Annotated in this window: 24 protein-coding genes and 1 riboswitch; of the genes, 8 read left to right on the top strand and 16 right to left on the bottom strand. The window is 40.7% G+C overall.

Annotated features, from left to right (window positions below):
• Positions 1–181 precede the first annotated feature (181 nt).
• The gene (locus tag ERX35_RS05775) at positions 182–1,936 is read left to right on the top strand and encodes an ABC transporter ATP-binding protein (protein ID WP_149458977.1); all 1,755 of its coding nucleotides are present in this window, start codon (positions 182–184) and stop codon (positions 1,934–1,936) included.
• Between the two features lie 201 nt (positions 1,937–2,137).
• Here the strand turns inward: ERX35_RS05775 and ERX35_RS05770 are convergent, their stop codons facing one another.
• Entirely contained in the window at positions 2,138–2,947 is an 810-nt protein-coding gene (locus ERX35_RS05770) for a metallophosphoesterase (RefSeq protein WP_149458976.1), read from the bottom strand.
• Between the two features lie 24 nt (positions 2,948–2,971).
• Complete coding sequence (locus ERX35_RS05765) at positions 2,972–4,273, bottom strand: MFS transporter (protein WP_149458975.1); 1,302 nt, start codon at positions 4,271–4,273, stop codon at positions 2,972–2,974.
• A gap of 148 nt (positions 4,274–4,421) precedes the next feature.
• Here ERX35_RS05765 and ERX35_RS05760 point away from each other — a divergent pair, with 148 nt between their 5' ends.
• A complete protein-coding gene (locus tag ERX35_RS05760; RefSeq protein ID WP_149458974.1) occupies positions 4,422–5,030 on the top strand; it encodes a C39 family peptidase in 609 nt (202 codons plus the stop codon).
• 21 nt (positions 5,031–5,051) lie between these two features.
• Positions 5,052–7,574: a bifunctional lysylphosphatidylglycerol flippase/synthetase MprF gene (mprF, locus tag ERX35_RS05755; protein ID WP_149458973.1), complete on the top strand. Its 2,523-nt coding sequence runs from the start codon at positions 5,052–5,054 to the stop codon at positions 7,572–7,574.
• A 16-nt stretch (positions 7,575–7,590) separates the two neighbouring features.
• Here mprF and ERX35_RS05750 read toward each other — a convergent pair whose 3' ends face one another.
• From ERX35_RS05750 to ERX35_RS05735, 4 genes are all read right to left on the bottom strand, one after another.
• Positions 7,591–8,361 carry a cytochrome c oxidase assembly protein gene (locus tag ERX35_RS05750; RefSeq protein WP_246143130.1) on the bottom strand — a complete coding sequence of 257 codons (771 nt, stop codon included), beginning with the start codon at positions 8,359–8,361 and terminating at the stop codon, positions 7,591–7,593.
• Between the two features lie 5 nt (positions 8,362–8,366).
• Entirely contained in the window at positions 8,367–8,837 is a 471-nt protein-coding gene (locus tag ERX35_RS05745) for a DUF2243 domain-containing protein (RefSeq protein ID WP_149458971.1), read from the bottom strand.
• 92 nt (positions 8,838–8,929) lie between these two features.
• Positions 8,930–10,540, bottom strand: coding sequence for a M20/M25/M40 family metallo-hydrolase (locus tag ERX35_RS05740; protein WP_149458970.1), 1,611 nt, complete (start codon positions 10,538–10,540; stop codon positions 8,930–8,932).
• A gap of 222 nt (positions 10,541–10,762) precedes the next feature.
• On the bottom strand, positions 10,763–11,494 hold the full coding sequence (locus tag ERX35_RS05735) for a rhodanese-like domain-containing protein (RefSeq protein ID WP_246143129.1): 732 nt from the start codon (positions 11,492–11,494) through the stop codon (positions 10,763–10,765).
• Positions 11,495–11,528: 34 nt separating this feature from the next.
• Between ERX35_RS05735 and ERX35_RS11700 the strand changes: the two genes are divergently transcribed.
• The 3 genes from ERX35_RS11700 to ERX35_RS05715 all read left to right on the top strand — a co-directional run bounded on the left by ERX35_RS11700 (position 11,529) and on the right by ERX35_RS05715 (position 13,085).
• Entirely contained in the window at positions 11,529–11,708 is a 180-nt protein-coding gene (locus ERX35_RS11700; protein ID WP_149459106.1) for a rhodanese-like domain-containing protein, read from the top strand.
• Entirely contained in the window at positions 11,669–12,445 is a 777-nt protein-coding gene (locus ERX35_RS05725) for a sulfite exporter TauE/SafE family protein (protein ID WP_246143128.1), read from the top strand. The genes ERX35_RS11700 and ERX35_RS05725 overlap by 40 nt, the downstream gene beginning before the upstream one ends.
• 193 nt (positions 12,446–12,638) lie before the next feature.
• Positions 12,639–13,085, top strand: a complete 447-nt coding sequence (locus ERX35_RS05715; RefSeq protein ID WP_170234558.1) for a homoserine O-acetyltransferase/O-succinyltransferase family protein — start codon at positions 12,639–12,641, stop codon at positions 13,083–13,085.
• A 69-nt stretch (positions 13,086–13,154) separates the two neighbouring features.
• On the opposite strand, the gene ERX35_RS05710 is transcribed toward ERX35_RS05715, so the two are convergent.
• The 5 genes from ERX35_RS05710 to ERX35_RS11415 all read right to left on the bottom strand — a co-directional run bounded on the left by ERX35_RS05710 (position 13,155) and on the right by ERX35_RS11415 (position 18,854).
• Positions 13,155–14,534: an amino acid permease gene (locus ERX35_RS05710; protein WP_149458966.1), complete on the bottom strand. Its 1,380-nt coding sequence runs from the start codon at positions 14,532–14,534 to the stop codon at positions 13,155–13,157.
• A 247-nt stretch (positions 14,535–14,781) separates the two neighbouring features.
• A complete protein-coding gene (locus ERX35_RS05705; RefSeq protein ID WP_149458965.1) occupies positions 14,782–15,558 on the bottom strand; it encodes a prephenate dehydratase in 777 nt (258 codons plus the stop codon).
• 97 nt (positions 15,559–15,655) lie between these two features.
• On the bottom strand, positions 15,656–17,224 hold the full coding sequence (locus ERX35_RS05700) for an alanine/glycine:cation symporter family protein (protein ID WP_149458964.1): 1,569 nt from the start codon (positions 17,222–17,224) through the stop codon (positions 15,656–15,658).
• 381 nt (positions 17,225–17,605) lie between these two features.
• The gene (locus ERX35_RS05695; RefSeq protein WP_149458963.1) at positions 17,606–18,424 is read right to left on the bottom strand and encodes a MetQ/NlpA family ABC transporter substrate-binding protein; all 819 of its coding nucleotides are present in this window, start codon (positions 18,422–18,424) and stop codon (positions 17,606–17,608) included.
• A 107-nt stretch (positions 18,425–18,531) separates the two neighbouring features.
• A riboswitch (SAM riboswitch) is annotated at positions 18,532–18,637 on the bottom strand.
• A 76-nt stretch (positions 18,638–18,713) separates the two neighbouring features.
• On the bottom strand, positions 18,714–18,854 hold the full coding sequence (locus tag ERX35_RS11415; protein ID WP_170234557.1) for a PTS sugar transporter subunit IIA: 141 nt from the start codon (positions 18,852–18,854) through the stop codon (positions 18,714–18,716).
• A gap of 116 nt (positions 18,855–18,970) precedes the next feature.
• Here ERX35_RS11415 and ERX35_RS05690 point away from each other — a divergent pair, with 116 nt between their 5' ends.
• A complete protein-coding gene (locus ERX35_RS05690) occupies positions 18,971–20,164 on the top strand; it encodes a GTP-binding protein (protein ID WP_149458962.1) in 1,194 nt (397 codons plus the stop codon).
• A gap of 12 nt (positions 20,165–20,176) precedes the next feature.
• Positions 20,177–20,326 carry a 50S ribosomal protein L33 gene (rpmG, locus tag ERX35_RS05685; protein WP_133416523.1) on the top strand — a complete coding sequence of 50 codons (150 nt, stop codon included), beginning with the start codon at positions 20,177–20,179 and terminating at the stop codon, positions 20,324–20,326.
• Positions 20,327–20,657: 331 nt separating this feature from the next.
• On the opposite strand, the gene ERX35_RS05680 is transcribed toward rpmG, so the two are convergent.
• From ERX35_RS05680 to ERX35_RS05660, 5 genes are all read right to left on the bottom strand, one after another.
• Positions 20,658–21,308 (bottom strand): VTT domain-containing protein, encoded by a 651-nt coding sequence (locus ERX35_RS05680; RefSeq protein WP_211359990.1) that lies wholly within the window; start codon positions 21,306–21,308, stop codon positions 20,658–20,660.
• Positions 21,308–22,039 (bottom strand): phosphatase PAP2 family protein, encoded by a 732-nt coding sequence (locus tag ERX35_RS05675; RefSeq protein WP_149458960.1) that lies wholly within the window; start codon positions 22,037–22,039, stop codon positions 21,308–21,310. Before ERX35_RS05675 ends, ERX35_RS05680 begins: the two co-directional genes overlap by 1 nt.
• A 47-nt stretch (positions 22,040–22,086) precedes the next feature.
• Positions 22,087–23,277: a COG4705 family protein gene (locus tag ERX35_RS05670; protein ID WP_149458959.1), complete on the bottom strand. Its 1,191-nt coding sequence runs from the start codon at positions 23,275–23,277 to the stop codon at positions 22,087–22,089.
• Between the two features lie 76 nt (positions 23,278–23,353).
• A complete protein-coding gene (locus ERX35_RS05665) occupies positions 23,354–24,499 on the bottom strand; it encodes a sensor histidine kinase (protein WP_149458958.1) in 1,146 nt (381 codons plus the stop codon).
• Positions 24,496–25,164, bottom strand: coding sequence for a response regulator transcription factor (locus tag ERX35_RS05660; RefSeq protein ID WP_149458957.1), 669 nt, complete (start codon positions 25,162–25,164; stop codon positions 24,496–24,498). The genes ERX35_RS05665 and ERX35_RS05660 overlap by 4 nt, the downstream gene beginning before the upstream one ends.
• Positions 25,165–25,374: the final 210 nt, after the last annotated feature.

Genomic DNA, 25,374 nt, shown 5'->3' with positions numbered 1-25,374 from the left:
TTATATTTGATATATTTATTATACCAATTTAAATTACTGATGCAAGTCTAAAATTTGTAATTTGATTAAAAGTGTAAAACATTACTTTTCACGTCATTCTAATGATTTGACATCAATTTACAGGCTGATTAAAGTAAGAATCAATTAATCACATGAATATAAGGACTAACGGAGGAATAATATGGCGCGTGAAAAAAGAGTAAGAGAAAGACCGTCCGCAACGTTTTCAGATTTTTATCAGTTATTAAAACGGTCAGGGATTAAAAGAGGGTTATTTATATTAGGCATCGTACTGACTTTAATAGGGACTTTCAGTTCACTCGTTGTACCGATGTTGACTCAGCGGTTTATCGACGGATTTGATGCAGACTCTGTTACGACACAGTTGATTCTATTAATCGTCTTTGTCTTCCTGCTCAGTGCCGTCTTTACCGGTATTTCGAACTATGTGTTAGCAAACGTCGGCCAAAGCATCATTAAAGGGCTGCGTGAATTAATATGGGATAAATTTTTAAGGTTGCCCGTCAGCTATTTTGACATGACAAAAAGCGGTGAATCTGTCAGCCGTATCGTTAATGACACTTCTGTTCTAAAAGATTTAATCACACGACACTTTCCGTCTGTCATCAGCGGTATACTAACTATTGTCGGCTCAGTCATCGTTCTTTTCATACTTGACTGGAAAATGTCGCTCTTAATGTTCATCGCAGTCCCTCTCGCTATTGCGGTCATTATTCCATTAGGCAGACAAATGACGAAAGTATCAAGGTCACTGCAAAACGAAACAGCAGATTTCTCGGGAAATCTACAGGAAACTTTGAGCGAAGTAAGATTAATGAAGTCGTTTAATGGAGAAGACGAGGAACGGCTTAAAGCACGTCGCGGCATTCAAAATCTCTATCATTTCGGGATGCAGGAAGCTAAAATTAACGCTTACTTATCCCCTTTAATGTCGACGGTTATGATGCTTATGATTTTATTGATTATTGGTTACGGCGGTATCCGTGTAGCGGACGGTACTTTAACGATCGGTAAACTCGTCGCTTTCCTGCTTTACTTATTTCAAATCATTATGCCGCTGACGACGTTCGGTTTGTTTTTCAATGAGTACAACAAAGCACTCGGTGCTACTGAACGGATTGCTGATATTTTAAAACATGAGGAGGAACCGAATACCGGGACACATCATGAATCCCTCGAATTCGGTGCACTGCATTTTGATCAAGTAAGTTTCAGTTATACTGACGGTACACCGGTGCTTACTAATATTACATTTGATGCCGACCGCAATCAGACGGTTGCTTTTGTCGGACCGAGCGGCAGCGGTAAATCAACTATTTTTTCTTTAATTGAACGCTATTACGAGGTCGACAGCGGCGCTATTGAAATAGATGGTGTCAATATTAAAGATATTCCTATGAACGTGCTGCGTGACAATATCGGTTTTGTCGCCCAGGAAAGCGCTATTACATCTGGTACGATTCGCGACAATATTTTATACGGTTCGCGTCTGGGCGAATACAAGGAAGCGGATATTGAACAAGCCATTGAACGTTCATACGCTAAAGAATTCATCGATGAGCTGGAAGACGGACTGGAGACAGAGGTCGGTGAACGCGGTATTAAGTTATCAGGCGGTCAGAAGCAGCGGATCAGCATCGCTCGAGCATTTCTGCGCAACCCCAAAATTTTAATGCTGGATGAGGCGACGGCAAGCCTGGATGCAAGAAGCGAAAAGTATGTGCAGGATGCTTTGACTGAATTGATGCAGGGAAGAACAGTGCTGGTCATTGCGCACCGGCTGTCAACGATTATTAATTCCGACAACATCTATTTTATTGATAACGGTCATTTAACAGGCAGCGGCACACATCAACAGCTCATTGCCTCACATGATATGTACCGAGTTTTCACGGAACAGCAGTTTGGCCATTAACATTTTCAAATAATAAGAGCATTCCTATTGTTTAGGAATGCTCTTATTTTCTCCAGAATGTTTTACAATCTTTTTTATCTTCAATATTGAAGTTAATGATTTCTGTCAACAAGTCATAGCCTACGTTTTCAGAAAACATAATGCGAAACCGATAATGTATGTGCAGTGATAAGCGCGCATGACTGGTTCCATTTCACTTCCTTAAATTTCAATGACATACAACGCATTCGCTACTTCTTGTTGTAAATCATCAGACCGCCACTGTCTTGTATAGCCGAGACACGCACAAATGTAAGTAATACCCCGTTCAACTAGTGTTTTTCGGAAGTGGACATGACCCATAATGCTGTATTTAACAGCGTACTTGTTATAAATGTCATCAAAATCAGATGTTCCAATGTAAGCATTATAAAAATCAAAGATTCTATGAGGCAGCGGCACAGTAAATTTCTTGTCTGTCACCATATGCGTCATCAAAATAATATGCCGGTCACCCATTTGTTCGATATCTCGCCGCACTGTTTCCGCAAATGCTCTGGACACTATTTTATCCGGCGCCTTCCAATCTATATACAGTTTGTCCTGCCAAGTGCTTCCTTTAAACTTCCCTGCAGCAAGCTTAGCCTCATCAAAACGCGTGTCCGCATAACTATAATTGTACCAGCCGCTATGACCGACTACCGCCCATTGATCATTGATAATATAAGGCCGCTCAATCAGACATTCCGGCAGCTGCTTGAAATAATCATGGACGGCTAATGTATTGAGCTCGTCTTCACTTTGCCAGTAGTCATGGTTGCCAGGTACGAACAGCACATCCATATTCAGCTGATGTTTTAGTGCCACAATAAATCGATAGGACAACTCATAATCATTCGACATATCTCCCGCGACTAACAGCAACGTGACATCCCGCCGGCTCACTTCTGCTGACAGCACTTTGACATAATCATCAAAGGTCCGCTTCGTGTCCCGGTCAAAGTGCAAATCAGAAATAACTCCTATCTTCATTATTAACCCCTCATTTTATCGTCCTTAAAGCTTCATATTCCTCGTTTCTTTAATTACTCTAAAATGCATAAAAAATGCAAATAATGCCATGACAAACAGCGACAGTATTGCTAATCTGCTTGCCAGCGGTCCGTAATCACTGAAGACCCAGGTAATCGTACCGTAAATAAACGGTCCCATGACAGCAGATAATCTGCCGCTCATCGAAAACAGCCCAAAAAACTGACCTTCATGGCCTTCAGGAGATAATTCAATAATCAATGTTCTTGAAATCACCCATATTGATCCCATCGCAATGCCGAATAATATGGCACACAGGTAAAACCACTCTTTCGCAAGCGGCAGACTGGCAAGCACTAATGCCAGCATTAATATTAAAGCAACCCATTGCAGCGCCTTGACTGAGCCTATTCGTTTAGAAATATAGCCGAAGACAAAGGCACCGATAATACTGAACACTGTCGCCATCATAAATATTCCGATAAACGCACTGTTTGAGAAACCGACGACTGTTGTGGCATAAGGCTGCATCATGCTGATGGCAGTTGCCAGCGCATCATTTAAAAAGAAATAAACAATTAAAAATAAGTAAATGGCCGGCTCGTTCTTTGCCATTTTAAAAGTGGTAACTACTTCCTGATAGCCTGACAATAAAGAAGATGACTGCTGAACAGTAGTCGATGGGTCAGCACCGTCTCTGCCGTACAAAAATATCGGGATGCTGAATAACAGAAAGAGCAGTGCTGTCGGAATAAATGTGTCACCTGGATGGTCCATACCGACAAGCCACATGATGCTTAATACGCCTACAAGTGTTCCGAGATAGCCGAGTGCAACGCCGAATCCAGAAATAATCGCATGATCTTCTTTCGGTGCGAGTCTGCTCATCATGGCATCATAAAAGACAAGACTCGAGTTATAGCTGAATTTAGCGATGGTAAATAAAATGATGATCAGCAGAAAAGATAACGGCACACCGAAAACTTTTCCATTTAACTGTGAATCGTATGTTATACCCATTAACACTGTGCTGATAAATACGAGAAGACTGAACCAGATAATCCACTGCTTCTTCTTGTTCGTCCGGTCGATGTAAACACCATAAATCGGACTTAAAATGATCAGCAGCAGGGCGGCAGCACTGGCCGAATAGGCAATCCACGTAGAAGCCAGCTGCTCGGTCACCGGATCTTTGCCAAGCTGTTCGGTGACAAACTGAGGAAAGAATAATGTAATGATATTCGCGCTGAAAATCGTATTGCTGAAATCGTATAATGCCCAACTTAATACAGGTACAGACAGCATCAATCTAATATCGCGTTTCATATAAAACTCCTATCATTTGTCAGTAGTTATTCCCCCTTATTATAACCGACAGTATAGTCATTAGACACTACTACCTTTATTGCATGAACTATAGAATAGACATATACTGAAGAATATATATCATATTTCAATAAAGGAGCTGTTTCTTATGAGACCATCACTTCTGCCCGTTAAACCTATCAGTCAATTAGCTCCTAAACCTATGATTATGGGCTGTGAAGGCGTTGCTGCTGCTATGATTCTGCAGTATAATCACCATTCAATTCCTGCGAGTGACTTAATGAAACAGTGGCCGACGCATCCTGACAACCCCGAAATCGGCTATGTAGGACATCCTTTGATGATTAAACCCGGCGTCCATCAGACGATTTTCCCGTCTGCGCTTGTTCCTTACTTACAGCAATTCGATTCGGCTATCATCGATGGCTCTGGTCAGCCTTTGTCTTATCTTGAAACCGTGCTGGACGGCGGACAGCCGGTCATGCTGTACCATACTCATCTCGGTGTACCGCCTATGAGACGACGCTTTAAAACAAGCAGCGGCTTGAAACACTGGGTATCCAATATTCATGTAACCGTGCTGATCGGTTACGATGATCGCTATTATTATTTCATTGATCCATTATGGATGCAGTTTCACCAGCTGTTGCTGCCTGCACTATGGCCAAGCAAACGGCAGATTCATAGAATGCGTAAACAACAACTGACAAAGAGCTATGACGCACCTGGTCGCATGTGCCTTTACAAACAATCTTAACCCAATTTAACGAGGTGCTTTATGAATTTCAACAGTAACAAAATCAAATTACCACTGCAGCTGACAGCTGTTATTTTAATCAGCATTATTGTCACCGTCATGCTGGTAAAAGAACTTTCTGCCATTAATTTACGGCAGACGATTAATGCCTTTAGAGACATGTCCACCTTATCTTTAGTCGAGCTGATTTTGCTCGGTCTATTGTCGGTCATGGTTTTGACACTCTACGATTTCATTCTGACGCGTGCACTGAAAATCAATATGCCGGTCAAACATACGGCGGCTGTCAGTTACATTATTTGCACACTCAATAATATTCTCGGCCTCGGTGGCTTTATAGGGGCGGGTTTAAGATTTTTTGCTTATTCACCGTTTACAACTGACAAAAAGCAATTGTCAAAATCCATTACTTTGTTACTATTTTCCATGCTCAGCGGTCTCAGTGTCTTATCTCTATTGATGGTGTTCGATGTCTTTGATATTTCTTCACTTACTCATCATGTTTACTGGAGTAAGTATATTATTTATGTCGGCAGTCTATACTTAATATTTTATATTCTCTGGTCTATCATCAAGCCTGCCATTCCCGGCAACCGCTGGCTCGGCCTGCAGTTTATCATGGTGTCTCTCCTTGACTGGTTGAGCATTATTTTATTGTTCTACTTCATTCTGCTGACGCTTGATATTAAAATCAGTTTCACTGTGCTTGCCGGCATGATTGTCACAGCCGCTCTGGCCGGCATACTTAGTATGATGCCTGGTGGATTCGGCACGTTTGACCTTGTTATACTGATTAACCTTAAAGCATACGGTATTCCTGAAGATAAGGTATTACTTTCACTACTGCTGTATCGAGCTGTCTATTATTTCTTTCCGTCGCTCGTAGCACTTGTCCTTTCTATTGTTGTCTATAAGGAACCTGCAAAATCTTATTTAGAAGAGAACAGACTTATTAATTCAGCAATGGAAACAACCTCTTTCTTTAAAGGACTGCAAAAAGATATGCCTTATCAGTTTCAAGGTATTTTGCTGGCATTGTTCTGCATTATTACCAGCGTCATTTATTATTTCAATCATTTTCTAATTATTTATGATGCACTCTATACAAATCAATACACTTATCATTCCATCATTATTGTGTTCCATATAACTGCGAGTCTTGCGCTGCTGATCTGCTCAAATGGTGTGATGCACAACACAAAACGTGGTATTTTGATGAGCATTATTTCAACATTGATGTTGATTGCAACGACCGCCCTATCGTATGGTACTATTATTTCTTACAGCTGGCTTGCGCTGTTGACGCTGATGCTCGGCTATCGGTACAGTAAAGCAAAGTCAATCAAGCGAAGCATCACCCCTATTACCGTACTTATAAGCATTGTGGTCATTGCAGCTATTTTAATAATCAATCAATGGCTGACTGTTAATATTCTTGATTTATACAACTCTAAAATCAACAATTTCAACCTGACATTACTCAATGTACTGGCGTGGATAGCCATCCTGCTGTACTTACTGGTTGGAATGATTATCACACGTTCCTATTCAAAAAGATATGACAGCCTGCTGAATTGTCCTGTTAGTTATGAGACGTTATGCGGCATTATATCGGAATACGGCGGCAATTATGTCAGCCATCTTTCACTGAGCGGCGATAAATCATTCTTCATCAATGAAGAGGCCGATGCTTTCTTGATGTACAGAAAAACAATGAACGCCTGCATTGTGCTTGGTGATCCAATCGGTAATTCCGATAAGTTCATAGAGCTGCTCAACAACTTTTATGATAAAACCACTTTTCTCGGTCACGATGTTGTCTTCTACCAAGTCCAGGAAAAATATATGTCGCTTTATCATGAATACGGCAACAGCTTCTTCAAGCTCGGTGAAGAAGCATTGATTGATTTAAGCACATTCACCGTCAGCGGCAAAAAACAGCGCGCATTCCGGGCGACGATGAACAAAGTAGAAAAAGAAGGCTATCATTTTAAAATCATCGAACCACCATTAACAGATGCGGTTTATTCACAACTAAAAGCAGTCAGTGACCGCTGGCTCAGCGGAAAAGAGGAAATGAGTTTCTCTGTTGGCTCATTTAACCGTGATTATCTTAATCAGGCACCGATCGCTGTTATTGCGAGTGACACGGAAATTGCGGGTTTCTGCAGTTTAATGCCGACTTATTATAACGGCACATTGTCAGTGGACTTAATTCGCTGGCGCCCAGAAATGGACATGCCGATGATGGATGCACTCTATCTTTATATGCTGCAGTATGCCCAGCAGCAAGAATATACTTACTTCAATATGGGGATGGCAACATTATCGAATGTCGGTCAGAACCGGCATGCCTACATACGGGAAAAAGTAGCAGGCAATGTTTTTGAACATTTCAATAACTACTATAGTTTTCAAGGGCTAAGGAAGTACAAACAAAAATTCAATCCATTATGGGAGAGCCGTTATTTAGTTTACCGGAAGTATACGTCTCTTGCCTGGAATCTTATCCGAGTCAGCATCACTATCAATAAAAAACAATAGGGAGCCCGAGGGCTCCCTATTGTTGTCTTATGACTTTCCCCGGTCTTACTGCTTTGTACCATTCGAGGCACAATAGAAAGATGATCGCATAATCAATGAGATCACCACCGTAGTACATCACCTGCGCTCCGACTTGTGCATCAGGTCTGCTTACACCTGCCGGCGGGTAAGGATAAAGCGACTTTGCTAATATTTGATGGGCTGCCAGCGAAATGATCAGGACGATAGCCCGATATTTAAAGCTGAAGCGATGAGCGATAGGATCGATATAGACGAAGGCTGCGGTGAATAAATAACCCGCCAGAAAAATATGCAGATGAACGAGCAGCAGTATAATAAGCGACTCATGCATCAAGTGATATAAATCCGTCCGATAAAGCACCCATAACCCGCCAACATTTAATATAGCGGCAGTGACAGGATGAGTAATAAATTTGACGTAACGTGCTGATAATAGCCTCGTCACCTGCCGGGCATGTTTGACCTGCAGACTGCGCAGCAATAGTGTCATCGGCGCAGACAGCACTAACAATAAAGGCGCCAGCATGCCAAGCATTAAATGGCCATACATATGAAGAATGAAGCTGCTATGCATCCGGTCAGCTAATGGTCCGACCATTACAGCCGTGGCCATCACAATACCTGTCACCCAGCACAGCAGCCGGTAGATTGGCCATTTTCGAAGTCGCTGCTGGCTCATAATCATCAGATGAAGATAGTAAATAATGAGTATGCCGGCTGCCGCTAGTATAACTAATGACAACGGCAGCGGCAACATGTGGTTCATATGGTTCATTTCGTGCCCTGCTTCTCAGCATGTCTAGCGAGCATAAAGCCGCCAATGAGTAACAGCAGCGCTACAATATGCCAGCCAATATCATAGACGATTAAATTGTCAACGTATCTAATCTGATGAATGCCGAACAGCTTATGGTTGATGGTCCCATCAAACAGCTGAAAGGTTCCCATCCCCATCAGCACGTGTCCTATCCAGAATTTCCAGTCCATTAAATGACGGCGCCTGAAATCAGCCAGAAGAAACAAGCCGAAAATCAGCACAAATCCTGCTCCTGAATTTAATAACCCATCTGAGACAATACCGATTGTCTCCGTAGACTTATCATAGAAATGATGCCAATGCAGCAGCTGATGAAATACTGTTTCATCAAGAAATGCAACGAGCCCTAAGCCGAACAAAAAGCCTGACCAGCGGCTCTGTTTCGTATAAGCGGATGCGGTATGTTCACTGGAAAGTTGGTTCATAATGATCCCTCCGTTTTCTTATTGCACTCATACCCTCATTTACCAATAGTTGTACATTATAAAAAAAGCTGCAGTCCGCTGCAGCTTTTTAATTATTTAACTGTAACAAGAAAGTGTTCTTTAATTAACGTTTCCAGCAGTACGGGCAGTTCTTCAAAGGCATTTTTCTTATTGAGGCGCTCAGTCACTTTATGAGCATCTTTGCCGATCGGCCCGCAGTTCAGCACAGGGGCATTATTAGCTTTAATATCATCAAATGGAATATGATATGTTTTATTGAATGACGGCGTATTATGTTCATAAATAGCATCACTTGTACTGTCCGCATCATATTTCGCGTAGCTGAGGTCACTGATGCCATTGAAGTAATGAAGTCGTTTGCTTTCACGGCCGAACTCACGCACTGATGTTGCATTGGCAGTCGCCACTAATGATTCAATCAGTGGTTCAAATGATGAATTGACCGCCGGATAATAAGGCGGTGCAAAGAATGTGACAACAGCCGGTGTAATAGATTTGCATAATGTCAATAAATGATCAACGACATGAATATTCTGCAGATAAAGCTCTGGATAAGTTTTCAGTACATTGTCGATTTCCTCGTCAACACGCGCTTGACCGAACTGACTGACCGCTTCTTTCACCAGTTCCTCATACGTCAGCACCGGGATATCAATCGTATAATCGACGCCTTCCGCTGCCATAATATTATTGTAATCTGCTGCGCATCTTGTCACTGCATCTCTGACAATGTTATTAAACGTATTGAACACATCTGCCGCTGTCTGCTTGAATAAGAAGACATTGAATAATGCTGCCGAACGGAATGGCGTCTGCACATCATAGTAATCTTTCAAATCTTTGTTCATCAACGATACAGGAAGCGGTGTTGCTTCGTCTTCAAAGTGTTCTTTAAACTGTGCATTGAACTCCATCGCCTGGTTGATGTAGCTGAGCATGAAGTTTGAACTGACACCGCTCATTGGTGTACCGACATGCGTTTCTCTACCGTAGCATAAGACAGACGGCATAATCTTACCGATAGAACCGGAATAAACATAATGCGCATGGTCAGTCGATGACTGCTGGAATGTCGGTTCGCTGTTTAAGTGCAGCATAATCTCCAGCCCTTCTGCCTGACGGAGCTCATTCAGCCGTGTCATCGCTGTACGCATCCCGAGTGAATTGACTTCTTCATCCGGCACAGTCAACAGCACTAAGTTAATATCCCATGACTCTGCGATGGCTTTTTCAATCAATGATAAGTGCAGCATTAGTCCCGGCTTCATATCCATAGAGCCGCGGCCGAAGAAATAAGCGTCGTTCTCCAAATCTTCTACAGCTGACTCATCAAGATAAGAAGCATCCTTTTTGAAAGCTTCTGTCACTGCATCCATATCAAAGGCAAGCTCCTGATAGTCACTGAAATCATCAATACCTACTGTGTCATAGTGGCTGATCAGAACAATGGTCTGTTTAGAAGCAGGTGCTTTGTAATAACCCATCACAGAATGTCTGCCGTCACCGGTCGGCGCAAGAATGACCTGCTCCTCGTGTTGTTTAAAGTAATCAAGCTGCTGCAGCAGTGCTTTCACTAAATACGGGAATGTCTTTTCCCCTTCAGAAAGCGTAATACTGTCATGTTTAACAATTTGTTTAAGTAATGCCTCTCTGTCTGCTGCTGTCTGCCATAAATAGCCCATTGTTTATGCCTCCTATTAATACCTATGTAAAGGTTTTCATTATATTATTATCATACTAAAGTCAATATCACAATACGAAGAGCGGGATGTGGTCACTGAAAAGAGTTATGATTGTCTCTCCTACGTATTCCATTTGAAATCTTCTTCAAGTTCTGTTCTTACCACTGACTGTCTTTGTCAAAGAATATTTCAATTTTAACTTGGTTATTTGTTAGCTTCAGCTTAAGACGTCCTATAATAAATTTCAAGCACATCATAACCACCTTTAATATTAACAATGTTTTTATATCCTTTTGCTTTTAATAAACTCATTGCAATAGCACTTCTCACACCTGTCTGGCAATAAACATAGATGATTTCATTTTTATCGTAAGGTACTACCTCTTTTAAAAGTTTACCATAATGCAAGTGCTCCGCTTCCTCGAAGTGAGAATCATTCCATTCTTGAGCTGTTCTAACGTCCAGAATATTAATAGTCTGTTTATTCAGTGCTTTGAATTCATCTGGTTGAATTTGTTGATAGCTTTTTTCCTTGACCTTGTTTGCTGTAGTGTAACCAATCACTTTATCAAATCCAATTAATTTTAATTCTGCTGCTGCTTGCTGCACTTGCTCAAAGTCACCTATAAATTGAAGCGGTTTTTCATAGTCGACATACCAGCCGGCGAAACTTAAAAATTTACTGTTATAAGGAATATTAATACCATCACTTGTGTTCTCAGCAAACACTTCTTTAGCACGTAAATCAATCGTTCTTGCTGCCGGATCCAACTGATCAACAGGTGCAATAACACCCAGATGATACGGCTTTACGCCATCACGGTTAATGCGTTTCATTTCTTTGAAATAATAAGGTGGTTCCGGTTGTTCACTTGTTAATGCAGCGATGAACTGCTCTTCATCTTGGTATTGAAATGCCCAGCTGTTAATACGTTCATAACCTAACGTCGTCACTGGAACTGCTCCTAATGATTTTCCGCTTTCTGAACTGGAAAACAGAATACATGAATTTAACAAAGAAGATGACTATATCATTATTTGCTGCTCAGGAAATAGAAGTAATACTGCTTGTCAATTATTGAATGCTCATAGTGTTAACGTAACAAATGTCGCAGGCGGCATGATAGAATGGAATCGTCTACAATGGCTGCAACTGTTATATTGTTAGCCCTTATTGGAGCAGTAGGTGCATTTATTTCGGGCCTTGTGGGAATTGGAGGAGCTATTATTATATATCCACTGGTGCTCTTTATCCCGCCCCTGTTCGGCATAAATACGATAAATGCCCACACCGCTTCTGGACTTACAGCAGCTCAAGTATTTTTCAGTACGATGAGCGGAAGTTACAGTCAGCGGAAAAGTCCGGACTTAAACCGTTCAATTATTATCCCAATGGGAGCAGGTATTCTTCTTGGCAGTTTATTAGGAGCATATAGTGGATCACTTTTTGATGCTGCTCTTATTAACACAGTCTATACATTTTTAGCTCTTCTTGCGGTCGTTTTAATGTTCTGGAAAGTACGACCTGAACAGACAAAATATCGCTTTAACGCTATTTTATTGTTTATCACTGCCTTAATAATCGGTTATGTATCCGGCATTGTCGGAGCAGGCGGTGCATTCATTCTTGTACCCGTTCTACTGGCGTTGTTTAAGGCACCTTTTAGAACTGTTGTGACAAGCAGCATCGTTATCGCTTTTATCTCATCAACAGGAACTTTTCTGATGAAATCGATGACTGGAGACGTAGATTTCTTCTTAATGCTCCCACTTATTATTTCAAGCCTTATCGTTGCACCTATTGGCACACGTATGTCCCAGAAGACCAATCAAAATGTATTGCGTTATATTCTTGCTGTTTTGATTGCATCAGCTGCCATTAAAATGCTCATGGAAATTTTATAAAAAGCCTTTGTATGAGTTGTTTGACAATTATGAATTTAACCGCGTATGATAAACAATATTTAAATAACAAACTTATCCAGAGTAGTAAAAAAATAGATTTCGTTGATGTGACTTACTACGAGGAATTGACTACTATTCTTAAATGGGCGGATAAAAAGATTCATCACCGGTTATTTCTATACTGGGGCCTCATGTGAATTACGGCATCGATAAAGTAGTCGTACCGCAGAAACTATTTGGTCTTTATCCATTCGACTGGATAGATACTTTACATCCATACGCTGCAGCAATCAAAGGACCTATGACTATACCGACTTCTCGTCATACACAAATTGACGAGACTCAGCTTGCTCAAGCACCGCTTGACGCGTTAGCCTATCATCCAGTGCTCGGACCGGACATTATTGTCGCTAGAGAACGACATGACTTATATATTTTTGGACATTTCGAATACGAGGCAGACACGTTACAGAACGAATACACGAGAGATGTCGGCAAAGGACAGACGATTGATTTACCTTATAATTATTTCCCGGAAAATGATACGACAAGGCGACCGGTCAACTACTGGCAACAGAGCGGCAAACAGCTATTTGCAAACTGGCTGAGCCTTATCCCCGTACATGAAAATACACTATAGCCGCTCCTGTAAAATATAAAAAAGCGAAGTGAAAACAGTTGTTTTCACTTCGCTCTTATTGATAGTTATTTATTTCACACTTTCCTGTTTGTGGTAGCCTCTTATAAAGAAGTAAGCTGCAACAACACCAAGGAAAATAAAGCCGATGATTACTGAGACGCGTGTATCTACGTTGATCAGCATGCCGATTAATACCATTACTAAAAATGCAATCGTTAAATAGTTAGTAAATGGCGCACCCGGCATCTTGAACGGATGGTTTTCAATCAGTTCCGGATGTTTCTTTCTGAACTGAATATGGCTGATTAAGATCATAAACCAAGGAACCATACCCGGTAAGATAGAAGCACTATATACATAGACGAAGATGTTAGATGACCCTTCAATAAACATTGGTAAAATAACATTTAGTATAACTCCGACAAAAATACCGATTGAAATAGCAAGTACCGCATAAACAGGAACACCATTTTTCATGACTTTAGCGAACGTACGTGGCATTTTGCCTTCTTGAGACAATGTAAAGACCATACGGCTTGAACTGAAAATACCTGAGTTACAGCCTGACATGGCAGCTGTAATTACTACGAAATTGATTAAACCAGCAGCAATAGTAATACCGATTTTAGCGAATGTAGCAACAAACGGGCTGCCTACATTGCCGAGTTCATCCCAAGGATAGACTGTAACAATAACAAAGATAGCGCCAATGTAGAAAATAAGAATACGCCATACAATGCTGTTAACAGCTTTAGTAATGTTCTTTTGTGGATCTTTCGTTTCACCGGCAGTAATACCGATTAGCTCAACCCCTTGATACGCACCGACTACTAATGATAATGCAAAGAATAAGCCTGTCCAGCCGTTCGGGAAGAAACCACCGTGTGCTGTTAAGTTGCCAAAACCAATGGCGTGTCCGCCATTGCCTAGACCAAAGAAGATTAAACCGAAACCAGCAACAATCATTAAAATGATAGTTACTACTTTAATCATAGCGAACCAGAATTCAAACTCACCGAATGCTTTAACAGAAATCATGTTAGCAGCAGCGAGTGTCACAATAACGATAAGACCCGGAATCCATGTCGGTAAATCCGGCCACCAGAACTGCATGTACTGGCCGACTGCGATAACTTCACTCATTCCGACAACAACCCACTGGAATATATTGCTCCAGGCAGTCATGTAACCTGCGACAGGATGGATATAATCACTGGCATAATTCGCGAAAGACCCAGTGGTCGGAAACAGGTATACTAACTCGCCCATTGCCCGCATAATGAAAAATAAAAACAGACCTGCGATAAGATATGCGAAAATTGCTGAAGGTCCTGCCCATTTAATTGTGCTTGAAGCACCCATAAATAAACCAACACCAATTGTCCCGCCTAATGCTATCATTTGTACTTGACGGGAACTAAGTCCTCTGTGTAATTGATTATCTTCCATAAGATATTTGCCTTCTTTCTTCAATTGATAAATCATAAGTGACTATTTTCTACCTCTCTATTATACATAATCTTTACAAAAATGAAACAATTACTTGAAAGCGTTTCCGCTTTAAGGGGCTAAAATCGCAAACTTTTTCAAACTTTGCATATTTAAAGAATCATTTTATGAAAAAAATCAGTATTCATCAGCATTATTATAATAGTGTTTACAATAACTTAAGTTTCAGTTAGTTAAGCCGTTATCATTAAAACGCTCCAATAGTGCGGACCGTAATTTCCAGCGCCTCAAATATTTTTAAGACTTGCTTATAATCGTCTGAAGACGCAGCAATTTGGCATTGAATAAGAAAGTGATAGCAGCCAAACTGCTGCTTCGTCGGTCTTGATTCAATCCATGATAAGTTGATGTTATACAGATTAAAGACATTCAATATATTAGCGAGCAGCCCTGGTTTATCGACTTTCGGTGTCAATAACAGCAGTGCCTGCGTCGTCGGATGACTGGTTTCCTGATGAGACAGCACTAAAAAACGTGTCTTGTTATAAGGATAGTCCTCTATATGTTCTGTAATAACCGGATAAGCTGTCGTGCTTTGATGTGGAATGATCGCCACTGTTTCGTGATCGATGTAATTCAGACTGTCTAGTGATGAATCGGAATGTTTAACGTCCAGTTCATAGTCCGTAATAAACCGCTTCGTCTGACTGATGATCGGGGCGATTGAGACAACCGATGAGATGTGTTCCATCGATGGTGTCAGTCCGACGACATCAAACGCAATATCCAAATACACTTCACCGATCACATGCAGCTGATTTTCTATCAATTCATCAGCTATTAAATTAATAGTCCCTTCGATGGCATTTTCAATCGGTACGATGGCTTGACTGTTCGTATGTTGATTGAACTGTTCAACGACTTCATACAGCGACTGACATGGAACAAGATCAGCATGAGGTTGATATTTCACTGCTGCCTGATAGCTGAATGTTCCTTCCGGTCCTAAGTAATAAACTTTCATCTTCATTCATCCTCTATAACAAATTAAAAACGTCTGTAATTGATTTAACAATACCCTCCGGACGAAGGGTTGTCCATCAACTACAGACGCTGTACTATTATTTCTGCAAGTTTTCCTGTCTTAAACGTTCCGGATAGTCTTCCAGCCAGAACTTTGCAGTTGGTAATTCTGCAGGATCCGGACGATAAACTGCATTCCGTCCTGATCCAAGCGCTTTCTTCTGGGCTTCATAATCTTTAAGTGCTTTAACAGCAGGCTTATGAAGAATCCAGATGGCAATGACATTCAGCCAGGCCATCAAGCCGACACCTAAGTCCCCTAGATTCCAGGCAAGTTCAGCAGTTTTCACTGCTCCGTAAAGCGTTGCAGCAATTAATAATAACCGGGCGATATTAAAGCCAATTTTTGTTGCTCCCTCACTTTGTCCACGCATCAAGTAGGAAACGTTTGTCTCCGCAATATACGAGTAGGCAAGAATAGTTGTGAAGGCGAAGAAGAATAATGCCACTGCAACAAAGTATGAACCAAAACCAGAGAAATTCGGATCAAATGTGTAGTTGCTTCCCTGCAACGCTTTGTCTACCCCTGCCTGCACGTACATCGCCGTACCGGAGTAATCTTTAGTACCGTCAGCTGCCTGTGTATAAATGCCGCCATCTTTAATTAAATGCGGAGCACCACTTTTATCCGTTGTGCCATCTGTTGTATTGTAAGTACCTGCTAACAGCACGATTAATGCTGTCGCTGTACAGACAAATAATGTATCTACGTATACTGAGAATGCCTGCACAAGACCTTGTTTCGCCGGGTGAGAAACTTCAGCCGCAGCTGCCGCGTGAGGCCCTGTCCCTTGACCCGCTTCATTAGAATAAAGACCACGTTTTACACCAATTTCAATCATCGCACCGAAAATACCGCCGAATGCTGATTCTAAATTAAATGCTGATTTAAAAATCAATGCGATTAATCCCGGCACTTCATTAATATTCAACACAAGAATAATCAATGCCATTAAAATATATAAAATCGCCATGAACGGGACAACTGCTGTCGCAACACTTGCAATCCATTTAACACCACCGAAAATGATTAACGCAAGAATCAATGCAAGAATGACACCAACAATCCACTTATTAAGACCGAAAGCATTATTCATGGAATTCGCGATAGCATTGGATTGAACACCTGGCAATAATAGACTTGTTGATAAAATAGTAACAATAGCGAAGACGATTCCGTATATTCTACCGAATTTCCCTTTGATCCCTTGTTCTATGTAATAAGCAGGACCTCCGCGGTACTCGCCTTTTTCTTGACGCTTATAAATCTGACCGAGCGTTGATTCGATAAACGCAGAACTCGCACCAAGAAAAGCAGTTGCCCACATCCAGAACACTGCACCGGGACCACCGATAAAGATGGCAGTAGAGACGCCGACGATGTTCCCTGTTCCGACCCGACCTGCAAGCGATAAGGCGATTGCCTGAAAGCTGGAAATACCAGCAGCAGATTTTTCACCCTGGAACATTAAGCGAACCATTTCGCCGATATGCCTGACCTGGAAAAACCGCATCATGAGTGAAAAGACAATACCTGTAAGTAACAAGCCGTAAACTAATGGTTTACTCCAAACTAAATCCAACAGCCAGCTTACTAAACTTTCCATCTAACTCATCTCCTTTTGTATACAATACAATTTGCATAGATTATTATTTAATATTATATATATACATCATCATTTATACAACAAAATATTTTAATTATTCTGACTTTAATAATTATTATCTTTTTTAGAATAATAAGTGCAGATAATAATAATTATTCACAGTTTTTTTCTTATTTTATTAAGAGTTAACATTTTATGCAAAAAATTATTTGCAAATTAAATTTATTTTTATGCATTTTTTATTAACTGTCAGTAGTCCTTCATACAAAAAAAAGCCGCCTATCGGCAGCTTTTAAAACTATTTAACGCGCATGAGCTATCGTCTGGTTAATATAATCGTAAGCTGGCTTCCTGCACCAGGTTTAGTCATATGAACACCTCTTATTTCCCTTTATAAGGAATCACGTCTTTGCCGTATTCTTTCTTAATAAAAGCTTTCATTTCATCAGATTGCAGCACTTTGAGTAAGTCCTGAAACTTCTTATCATTTTTATGGCCTTTCTGGACCGCAAGAATATTGGCAAACGGTGATGACTCATTTTCTATAGCAATCGCATCACGTGACGGGATAATCCCATTATCGATTGCATAGTTGGAATTGATGATGACAGCATCTCCTTCATTATTTTTATAAGTTTTAGGAAGGAATTCCGCACTCTGATCATTATTGAACTCAATATTTTTCTTGTTTTCTACAACATCAGTGAACTTAGCATCTTCAATTTTAACGCCTTTTTTAATTTTAATTAAACCTTCATTGACGAAAAACGACAGAAAGCGTCCTTCTTCAGCCGGGTTGCTTGAGACAAAAATCTTGGCGTGATCAGGCAGGTCTTTTAAGCTCTTATGCTTTTTGCTGTAGACGCCCATTGGTGTTGTGAATACTTTTCCGACTTCTTCTATTTTGTAACCATGCGTTTTCTTCTCTTCATTCAAATAAGGCACGTGCTGGAACAAATTCGCATCAACATCCCCTGCTGCGAGTAATTTGTTAGGAATTTTATAGTCATTAACGATCTTCACTTCGACATCATAACCTTTTTTCTTCATAGCGATCGCTGTATGTTTAACAACTTCCCCATGAGGAGCAGGTGAAGCTGCGACAACAATTTTCTTGTCTGCTGCTGTTTTTTCTTCGCCGCAAGCGGCTAGAACTACTGATAACACTAATAATACTGCTAAGCTGATGAATCTTTTCATGTTGAATTCCCACCTTTTGATTGATTGTCTTAACAACGATCAACTCATCAGTTCACAGCAAAATAAAAAATACTTCCTCCAATATAAGAGAAAGTATAAAATCCTTTCTCTCATCTTCTAAAGTATTGCTACTTTATGTGAATTAGCACCATGTCGTTAAACGACGGTTGCCGGGTTTCATAGGGCACATCCCTCCACCACTCTTGATAAGAGTTAACGTTATTAAATTGGTTTTATCTTAGCATGAGGAAATTTTTACGTCAATGGCTTCATAAAAATTAATTGTAAACTATTCTTTTTCTTTAAAATTCTTTTTAAGGGGAGCTAATATCTGCTCTTGTGATTTGCCTACTTTACTTCCTACACTGGCTAGAAATGCGCCTTCTACGAGTGGGAAGTGAGCGACAGTAATATGAGTGAAATCATTCATTTTATTATATTAATCCATACATTTTACTCTATAAAAATATTAATGAAATGCTTTACAAATGATTTCGTCCATAGTAATATTATAAATCGTAATGATTACGTATTGGAGGAAGACAGATGAAAGTTCCGATTACAGTACTCAGTGGATTTCTTGGCGCTGGTAAGACCACTTTATTGAATCATATACTGACGAACACTCAAAACAAGAAAATTGGTGTTATTGTCAATGATATGAGTGAAGTAAATATTGATGCTGATTTAGTCGATATGAGGCGGACAGACGAAAAGATGATTCAACTGCAGAACGGCTGTATATGCTGCACACTCCGTGAGGATTTGATGATAGAAATTAACAACCTTGTTGCCCGGTCAGAGCTTGATTACATCGTTATTGAATTAACTGGAATATCCGAGCCTGTTCCCGTTGCTCAAACATTGACATTAAACGATGAAGTGCTCGGCATTAATCTTGCTGAACAGACGCGTCTTGATACGATGGTGACAGTAGTAGATGCCAACCGATTCTGGACTGATTACGAAGCGGGCGAGTCACTGCTTGATAGAAAGCTCGCAGCTGACGAGTATGATACACGTGAGATCATCGACTTATTGATAGACCAGATTGAGTTTGCTGATGTTATTCTGCTTAATAAAGCAGATCTTGTCAGCGCTGAAGATGTCGGTGAGCTTAAAGCACTATTAAAACAGCTGAATCCTGAAGCTAAAGTTTATGAAACAGCTTATTCAACGATCGACCTTGATTTAATATTGAATACAGGACTATTTGACTTCGATAAAGCGAGTCAAAGTGCCGGCTGGATTAAAGAGCTGAATGAAGAGCACATACCAGAAACAGAAGAATACGGTATCGCCTCATTTGTGTACAAAAGAAAACGTCCATTTCACGCAGAACGCTTTATGGACTGGCTGATGAATTTTCCTGCTGATATCGTCAGATCAAAAGGATTTTACTGGCTCGCCACGCGTCATGACACGTGCGGTCTGTTATCTCAAGCCGGCAATTCCCTGCAGATACAAGGTGCAGGCGAATGGGTCGCAGCGGGTTCCCCGGAAGATATTAACAGCGCACTCGCTATGGATCCAACGTTACAATCTCGCTGGGACAGCACGTACGGAGACCGTCAGACAGAGCTTGTCTTCATCGGAATTGATATGGATCAGGAAGAGATTACTCGTACGCTTGACGCTGCGTTACTGACTGATGAAGAGATGACGATGGACTGGACTGCCATGAAGGATCCACTGCCGCCTTATACCGAAGTCGAGCAGCCGGACACTATATTATCATAAGGAGGACCAATCATGAGAGTTAATGTGACACTCGCATGCACAGAATGCGGAGACCGTAACTATATCACCAAGAAAAACAAAAGAAATAATCCTGAACGTATCGAACTGATGAAATACTGCCCACGACTGAAGAAGCATACACTGCATAGAGAAACTAAATAAAAAGAAAATCTTGATGAACTATCATCAAGATTTTCTTTTTTTACACTCATTATAAATGTTTGACGATATGAGGCATATCCCACGGTGTAATAATACCGATGACATCCTCTTTTTTTGTGAGTCTGCCGAGCGGCGTAATAAGCACGACAAGGTTAGAATGCCCTCTTTCATCTCATGGAACAATGAACCGAAGTCATCTTCTCTCCCGGTGATTTTCTGCATAGCTTTATGGAGTGAATTAAATTCAGCGATAAACTGGTTAAAATTATTCATAGGCAGCTCCTTTAATCAATATTATTGATTAGTATAACATTGTCACTGCAGCTGCCGCTTATTCACTCTGCTTTCTGCTGCCCAGCCATGCGCTTATTCCACTGATCACTGCCGGAAGAACAGAGATGAGGACGATAACAATAAGCACGATTTCAAAATTATTTTTTACGACCGGAATATTTCCGAAGAAATAACCCAGCCCGAGGCATATACTGACCCAAAGCAGTGCACCGATTATATTGTAGGTAAGAAAATAGCGGTACTGCATATGACTCGCCCCGGCCACGAATGGAATAAATGTTCTGATAAATGGCATAAACCGTGCCATAATAATTGTCTTGCCACCATAAGCGTTAAAAAATCGGGTTGCTTTCTCTAAGTGCTCGCCTTTAATGAACCGTCCTGCATTACGAGATTTCGTAATACCAAGTCCTGCATACTTGCCGATTTGATAGTTCACTGTGTCCCCAATGACTGCGGCAAGTGTACATATAATGAATAACAGCACGATGTTGAGCGCTCCCTGCGGCGCAAGAGCAGCAGCTGCAAAGAGCAGTGAATCTCCCGGCAGAAATGGCATAACAACGAGTCCTGTTTCAATAAAAATCATTAAAAATAAAATGGCATACGTCAGCACCCCGTAATCTTTGACAAGATTAACGAGATACTGATCAATATGGAGCATTAAGTCTAATAAATAAGTCATCATCAATCCCCATTCTCTAAACTGCTGGCCGTCACAGCGAATGACTTGCTGCCAGTGATTTTATGACTTAACCACGGATTAAGTAGTGAATCATATAGTTTGATGAGCAGCATTACCCAGAATATGCTGAATGCTACGCCGCCCATAATATCCGTAATAAAATGCGCATGGAAGTATAACCGACTTAACAATATGCTCATCCAGCATATATAAGAGACTGTATTGACTATAATCCGATAAATTTTGTGTTTGATTTTAGGGACAAATATAGCAACGATTATAGTAAATAGCAAACTGCTGGCCAGTGAATGACCGCTCGGGAAAGAAAACCCAGTGTCTGCCAAAAGATGGTCATACGGTCTTGCACGATGAAATAAATCTTTCAATACAATACCGAGTATGCCTCCTGAACCAACCGCAAACAGCACCCATATAGCAAATGAGTAATAGCGTTTTTTCAGCATGACAATAGCCGCGCTTAAAGTAATAATGACCACTGTTATGACATCGAAATATCGGGCAAAGAATGTAAAGTACGAGTCGATCAACCCGCTCGTGAAATTCATCTGCGGCTCTCCTGTCTGCGTCAGCCACCAGTTGAATATTGATAAATCTAATAAATGCAGTGTATGGACTTTCAGTTCTATGCCGAGCGACACAAGGGCAAATATAATAAATGATAGAATCATAATGATATTAACGGTTGTATGTTTAATTGCTGTTTCTTTATTCAAGACTTTAACCTCTTAACCCATAGTTAGTGCAGGTTCTGCACTAACTGTTATTTATTGACTTGATTGATCGTAGACTGTGATTGCGTCACCGCATTATTAATTTTTGCGGTATCAGGATTAGAAGCGCGAACTGCTGCCAGCACAGAATCGATTGTTCCATCCACCTGCGTCCATTGCTTGTTATCGATAGCGCGCAGTTTCGGCTCATCTGCATCCCAGTCATGCTCTAGTTGATCTGCATTTGTTTTGGCAGCAGTATAATCTTTATGAGCTGCAGCCTGCTTAATGCTCTTTTCTATCGTTATAAATTTATTGAGTTTACCTGACAATGTCGCAGAACTCGGGGCGATACTATTCATTCGCCACTGATAAATGCCGAGCCCGCCAATCAGGAAGACAAGTAAAACTGCAATGGTCTGCATCAATACTGCAATTCTGTTTGTGCCGTTGACTGTAGTTGATGTGACCGTATGATCAACATAATCTATTTTAGTAATCGCAAGATAGATGATAATGGCTAATATAGCGACCAGGAAAATCACACTTGTCACTGTTGTACCAAAGCCAAAGCCGCCGTTTGCTCTTGACTGTGACAATAAATCGCCGAGCGAAGCACCGAGCGGACGCGTCAAAATGTAGGCAACCCAGAACGCAAGAATACTGTTTAAATTCATATATTGATATGCCAGATAAACAAGCGCGATAATAATGACAACACCGATTCCTGTATACAAGTAACCGAAACCGAGCTGTTCAGAATACAAATCGCCGACCGCTGTTCCTAATGCAAAAGTGAATAAAATCGTCAGCCAGTAAAAAGCTTCCCGCTTCCTAGTGAATACCGAATGAATCGATAATGTTTTTTCACTTTTATACCAGAATAAGAAAGTCAGTGCCAGTGATAATGAGAAAATGACTGTGCTTAATTCCAGTGGTACGCCCATATTGTCTGTCAAGTTATCTGTGACCAATGTACCGAACATACTTAACAGCACGACTGAAATCCAGTAAAGGAAAGGTTTATAGCGGTCAACTCTAAACTGAAAGAACAAGGCAATGCCAAGTGCTATACCCATGATGATAGTCGTGACCGTTAATCCGAGACCGATATTGAAGTTGATAAAATCTGCAAATGTCTCTCCTACTGTTGTACATAATATTTTAATCAGCCAGAAAAATAAGGTGATCTGTGGGACTTTGTTAAGCAGTTCAACGGGTTTATTTTGAGATTCCTGCATGAATGCCATCTCCTTTAAGTTGATAGACTGAATATATCAGCTTATACTGAAACGAAACTGAAAAAACCAGCTTATCTTAAAGATTTAAGATAAAGCTGGTTTTTTTATTAAGTTCTGATTTCACTTCAATAGTGCCGCCCATCTCCGTCACTAATTCCTTCAGCAGCGTCAGACCGATTCCAGAACCATCAATGGATGGATTTCCCCGGTAATACCGGTCGAATATTCGTTCAATACGCTTAGCATCAATGCCTTGACCGTTATCCAGCACTTCGATGCGGAGTCCACCTTCTACTTTTGCCAGCAGCTCAATCGATACTTCAGGACTATTATGCTTAACAGCATTATCAAGCAGTATGGTCACCATCTGCTTCAACTTATCGGGAGCGATCATATAATAGAGCGGATGTTCATACGCCGGTCGAACTTTGACTGCATATAAGTCATTCTGCTGTTCAATCAGTTCATCAAGTACTTCTGCTGCATTAATCATCATAACAGCATCATCTTCCTGACGAATATTCAACGTTCTTGTAATAAGCGACTGCAAATAACGGACTTCGTTCTTCATCTTACTCAAAGCATTCTTACTGCCATCAGATAGATGCGTTCCTTCAAGTGCATTCACATAGTCAATGCCAAGCGATACAGAAGCAAGCGGTGTCTTCATCTCATGAGAGGCATTCTGAATGAACACACGATGCCGCTCAAGCATTAATTCATAGGCTCTGACTGGTTTAATCGCTAAATAATAAGCCGCACCGACGATAAGAACCAATGTAATCAACAATAGTACAAGCAGCAAGTTATAAAGAAGTATCTTCGTCTCCTCATAATCTGACGAGTCCGACAAACTATAGACCATTGAGCCGTCATTCAGCAGCCCTTTATCTATTTGATAATAAAAATGATGGTGTTTCCACATGAAAGAAGTACGCCGGTCAGCTGTAATATCTGATTGAAGAGCGTCCGTTGAAAACGGCGTATGATTGCTGACTATATAATTCGACTGCACAATAAAATAAGGATGCCCTTCGTTCACTGATTGACCGTTATTTAATGTTTCCACTACACTTTGCAGCTGTTTGCGAGAAGTCTCTTCCACTTCTTTATTGACCTGCCATGAATAGATGAGAATAATGAATAAATAGATGAACAGCATGAGTCCAAATAACAGTGCGACATATCTTATGAATACTTTCCTGAAGTTATATGGGTTCATGAGATGACTTCCAGTTTATAGCCTACACCGCGAATACTCTTTATTTTAAGATCACTGTCATACTGCTCGAGCTTCTTCTTCAACAATCTGACAAGCGCATCGATATTGTTATCTCCAACCAACTGATCTGATGTCCATATTTTATCAAGAATATTTTCACGTGACACCGTGTGATTTAAGAACAGCAGCTCCAGCAGCAAATACTCCTTGCGCGTTAAGTTCATCTCCACATGACGCGCTGTGAACTCATGCCGGGTCAAATCAAAGGAGACATTCCCAAGCTGCTTCTGATTAAGATTGATCTGCTGATAACGTTTAATGACAGCGAGCATCCGCGCTTCCAGTTCATCCATTTCAAACGGCTTCGTCAAATAATCGTCTGCACCGACAGTGAGACCCTCCACTTTGTCGTGAAGCTCCGACTTTGCCGTGAGCATAATTACAGGAACATTAATCTGCTGTGCGCGCAGCCGCTGAATGATCTCTATGCCGGTTACTGACGGCAGCATCCAGTCGACAAGTACAATATCATAACTGCTGTGATTGAAATACAGCTCCACGTCCTCACCATCGGTCAGCCACTCCACCGTATAATTTTTGAGCGTTAATATATCTTTTAAAAATCCACCTAATGTCTCATTATCTTCAATCAATAAAACCTTCATAACGCACCCCGCCTCGTCAACTATGTAGTCGTGCCCACTGACTTTTCTTTATTATACTAACTTAACCATTGTTTTTATCAGCTTTCTCTACTAAAAGTTATTCTATGCTTACTATACTACTGCTTTCAAATATTTAAGCTGAATAACAATCATGCAATGAAGATTATTGAAATATATGATAATTACACAAAATAACTGGAATTAATGTTA

Origin of the sequence: Macrococcus equipercicus (genome assembly GCF_004359525.2) — a bacterium.
Lineage (GTDB): Bacteria > Bacillota > Bacilli > Staphylococcales > Staphylococcaceae > Macrococcus > Macrococcus equipercicus.
This window is presented reverse-complemented; position numbering and strand designations above follow the sequence as displayed.

Excerpts from the sequence above, each read along its gene's own strand:
- ERX35_RS05770 (WP_149458976.1), bottom strand. The coding sequence starts at position 2,947 with ATGAAGATAGGAGTTATTTCTGATTTGCACTTTGACCGGGACACGAAG.
- ERX35_RS11415 (WP_170234557.1), bottom strand. The coding sequence starts at position 18,854 with ATGAATGATTTCACTCATATTACTGTCGCTCACTTCCCACTCGTAGAA.
- mprF (WP_149458973.1), top strand. The coding sequence starts at position 5,052 with ATGAATTTCAACAGTAACAAAATCAAATTACCACTGCAGCTGACAGCT.
- ERX35_RS05765 (WP_149458975.1), bottom strand. The coding sequence starts at position 4,273 with ATGAAACGCGATATTAGATTGATGCTGTCTGTACCTGTATTAAGTTGG.
- ERX35_RS05740 (WP_149458970.1), bottom strand. The coding sequence starts at position 10,540 with ATGGGCTATTTATGGCAGACAGCAGCAGACAGAGAGGCATTACTTAAA.
- ERX35_RS05695 (WP_149458963.1), bottom strand. The coding sequence starts at position 18,424 with ATGAAAAGATTCATCAGCTTAGCAGTATTATTAGTGTTATCAGTAGTT.
- ERX35_RS05680 (WP_211359990.1), bottom strand. The coding sequence starts at position 21,308 with ATGATGACTTATTTATTAGACTTAATGCTCCATATTGATCAGTATCTC.
- ERX35_RS05665 (WP_149458958.1), bottom strand. The coding sequence starts at position 24,499 with ATGAACCCATATAACTTCAGGAAAGTATTCATAAGATATGTCGCACTG.
- ERX35_RS05705 (WP_149458965.1), bottom strand. The coding sequence starts at position 15,558 with ATGAAAGTTTATTACTTAGGACCGGAAGGAACATTCAGCTATCAGGCA.
- ERX35_RS05710 (WP_149458966.1), bottom strand. The coding sequence starts at position 14,534 with ATGGAAGATAATCAATTACACAGAGGACTTAGTTCCCGTCAAGTACAA.
- ERX35_RS05760 (WP_149458974.1), top strand. The coding sequence starts at position 4,422 with ATGAGACCATCACTTCTGCCCGTTAAACCTATCAGTCAATTAGCTCCT.
- ERX35_RS05700 (WP_149458964.1), bottom strand. The coding sequence starts at position 17,224 with ATGGAAAGTTTAGTAAGCTGGCTGTTGGATTTAGTTTGGAGTAAACCA.
- ERX35_RS05660 (WP_149458957.1), bottom strand. The coding sequence starts at position 25,164 with ATGAAGGTTTTATTGATTGAAGATAATGAGACATTAGGTGGATTTTTA.
- ERX35_RS05690 (WP_149458962.1), top strand. The coding sequence starts at position 18,971 with ATGAAAGTTCCGATTACAGTACTCAGTGGATTTCTTGGCGCTGGTAAG.
- ERX35_RS05725 (WP_246143128.1), top strand. The coding sequence starts at position 11,669 with ATGGAATCGTCTACAATGGCTGCAACTGTTATATTGTTAGCCCTTATT.
- ERX35_RS05745 (WP_149458971.1), bottom strand. The coding sequence starts at position 8,837 with ATGAACCAACTTTCCAGTGAACATACCGCATCCGCTTATACGAAACAG.
- rpmG (WP_133416523.1), top strand. The coding sequence starts at position 20,177 with ATGAGAGTTAATGTGACACTCGCATGCACAGAATGCGGAGACCGTAAC.
- ERX35_RS05670 (WP_149458959.1), bottom strand. The coding sequence starts at position 23,277 with ATGCAGGAATCTCAAAATAAACCCGTTGAACTGCTTAACAAAGTCCCA.
- ERX35_RS05775 (WP_149458977.1), top strand. The coding sequence starts at position 182 with ATGGCGCGTGAAAAAAGAGTAAGAGAAAGACCGTCCGCAACGTTTTCA.
- ERX35_RS05750 (WP_246143130.1), bottom strand. The coding sequence starts at position 8,361 with ATGAACCACATGTTGCCGCTGCCGTTGTCATTAGTTATACTAGCGGCA.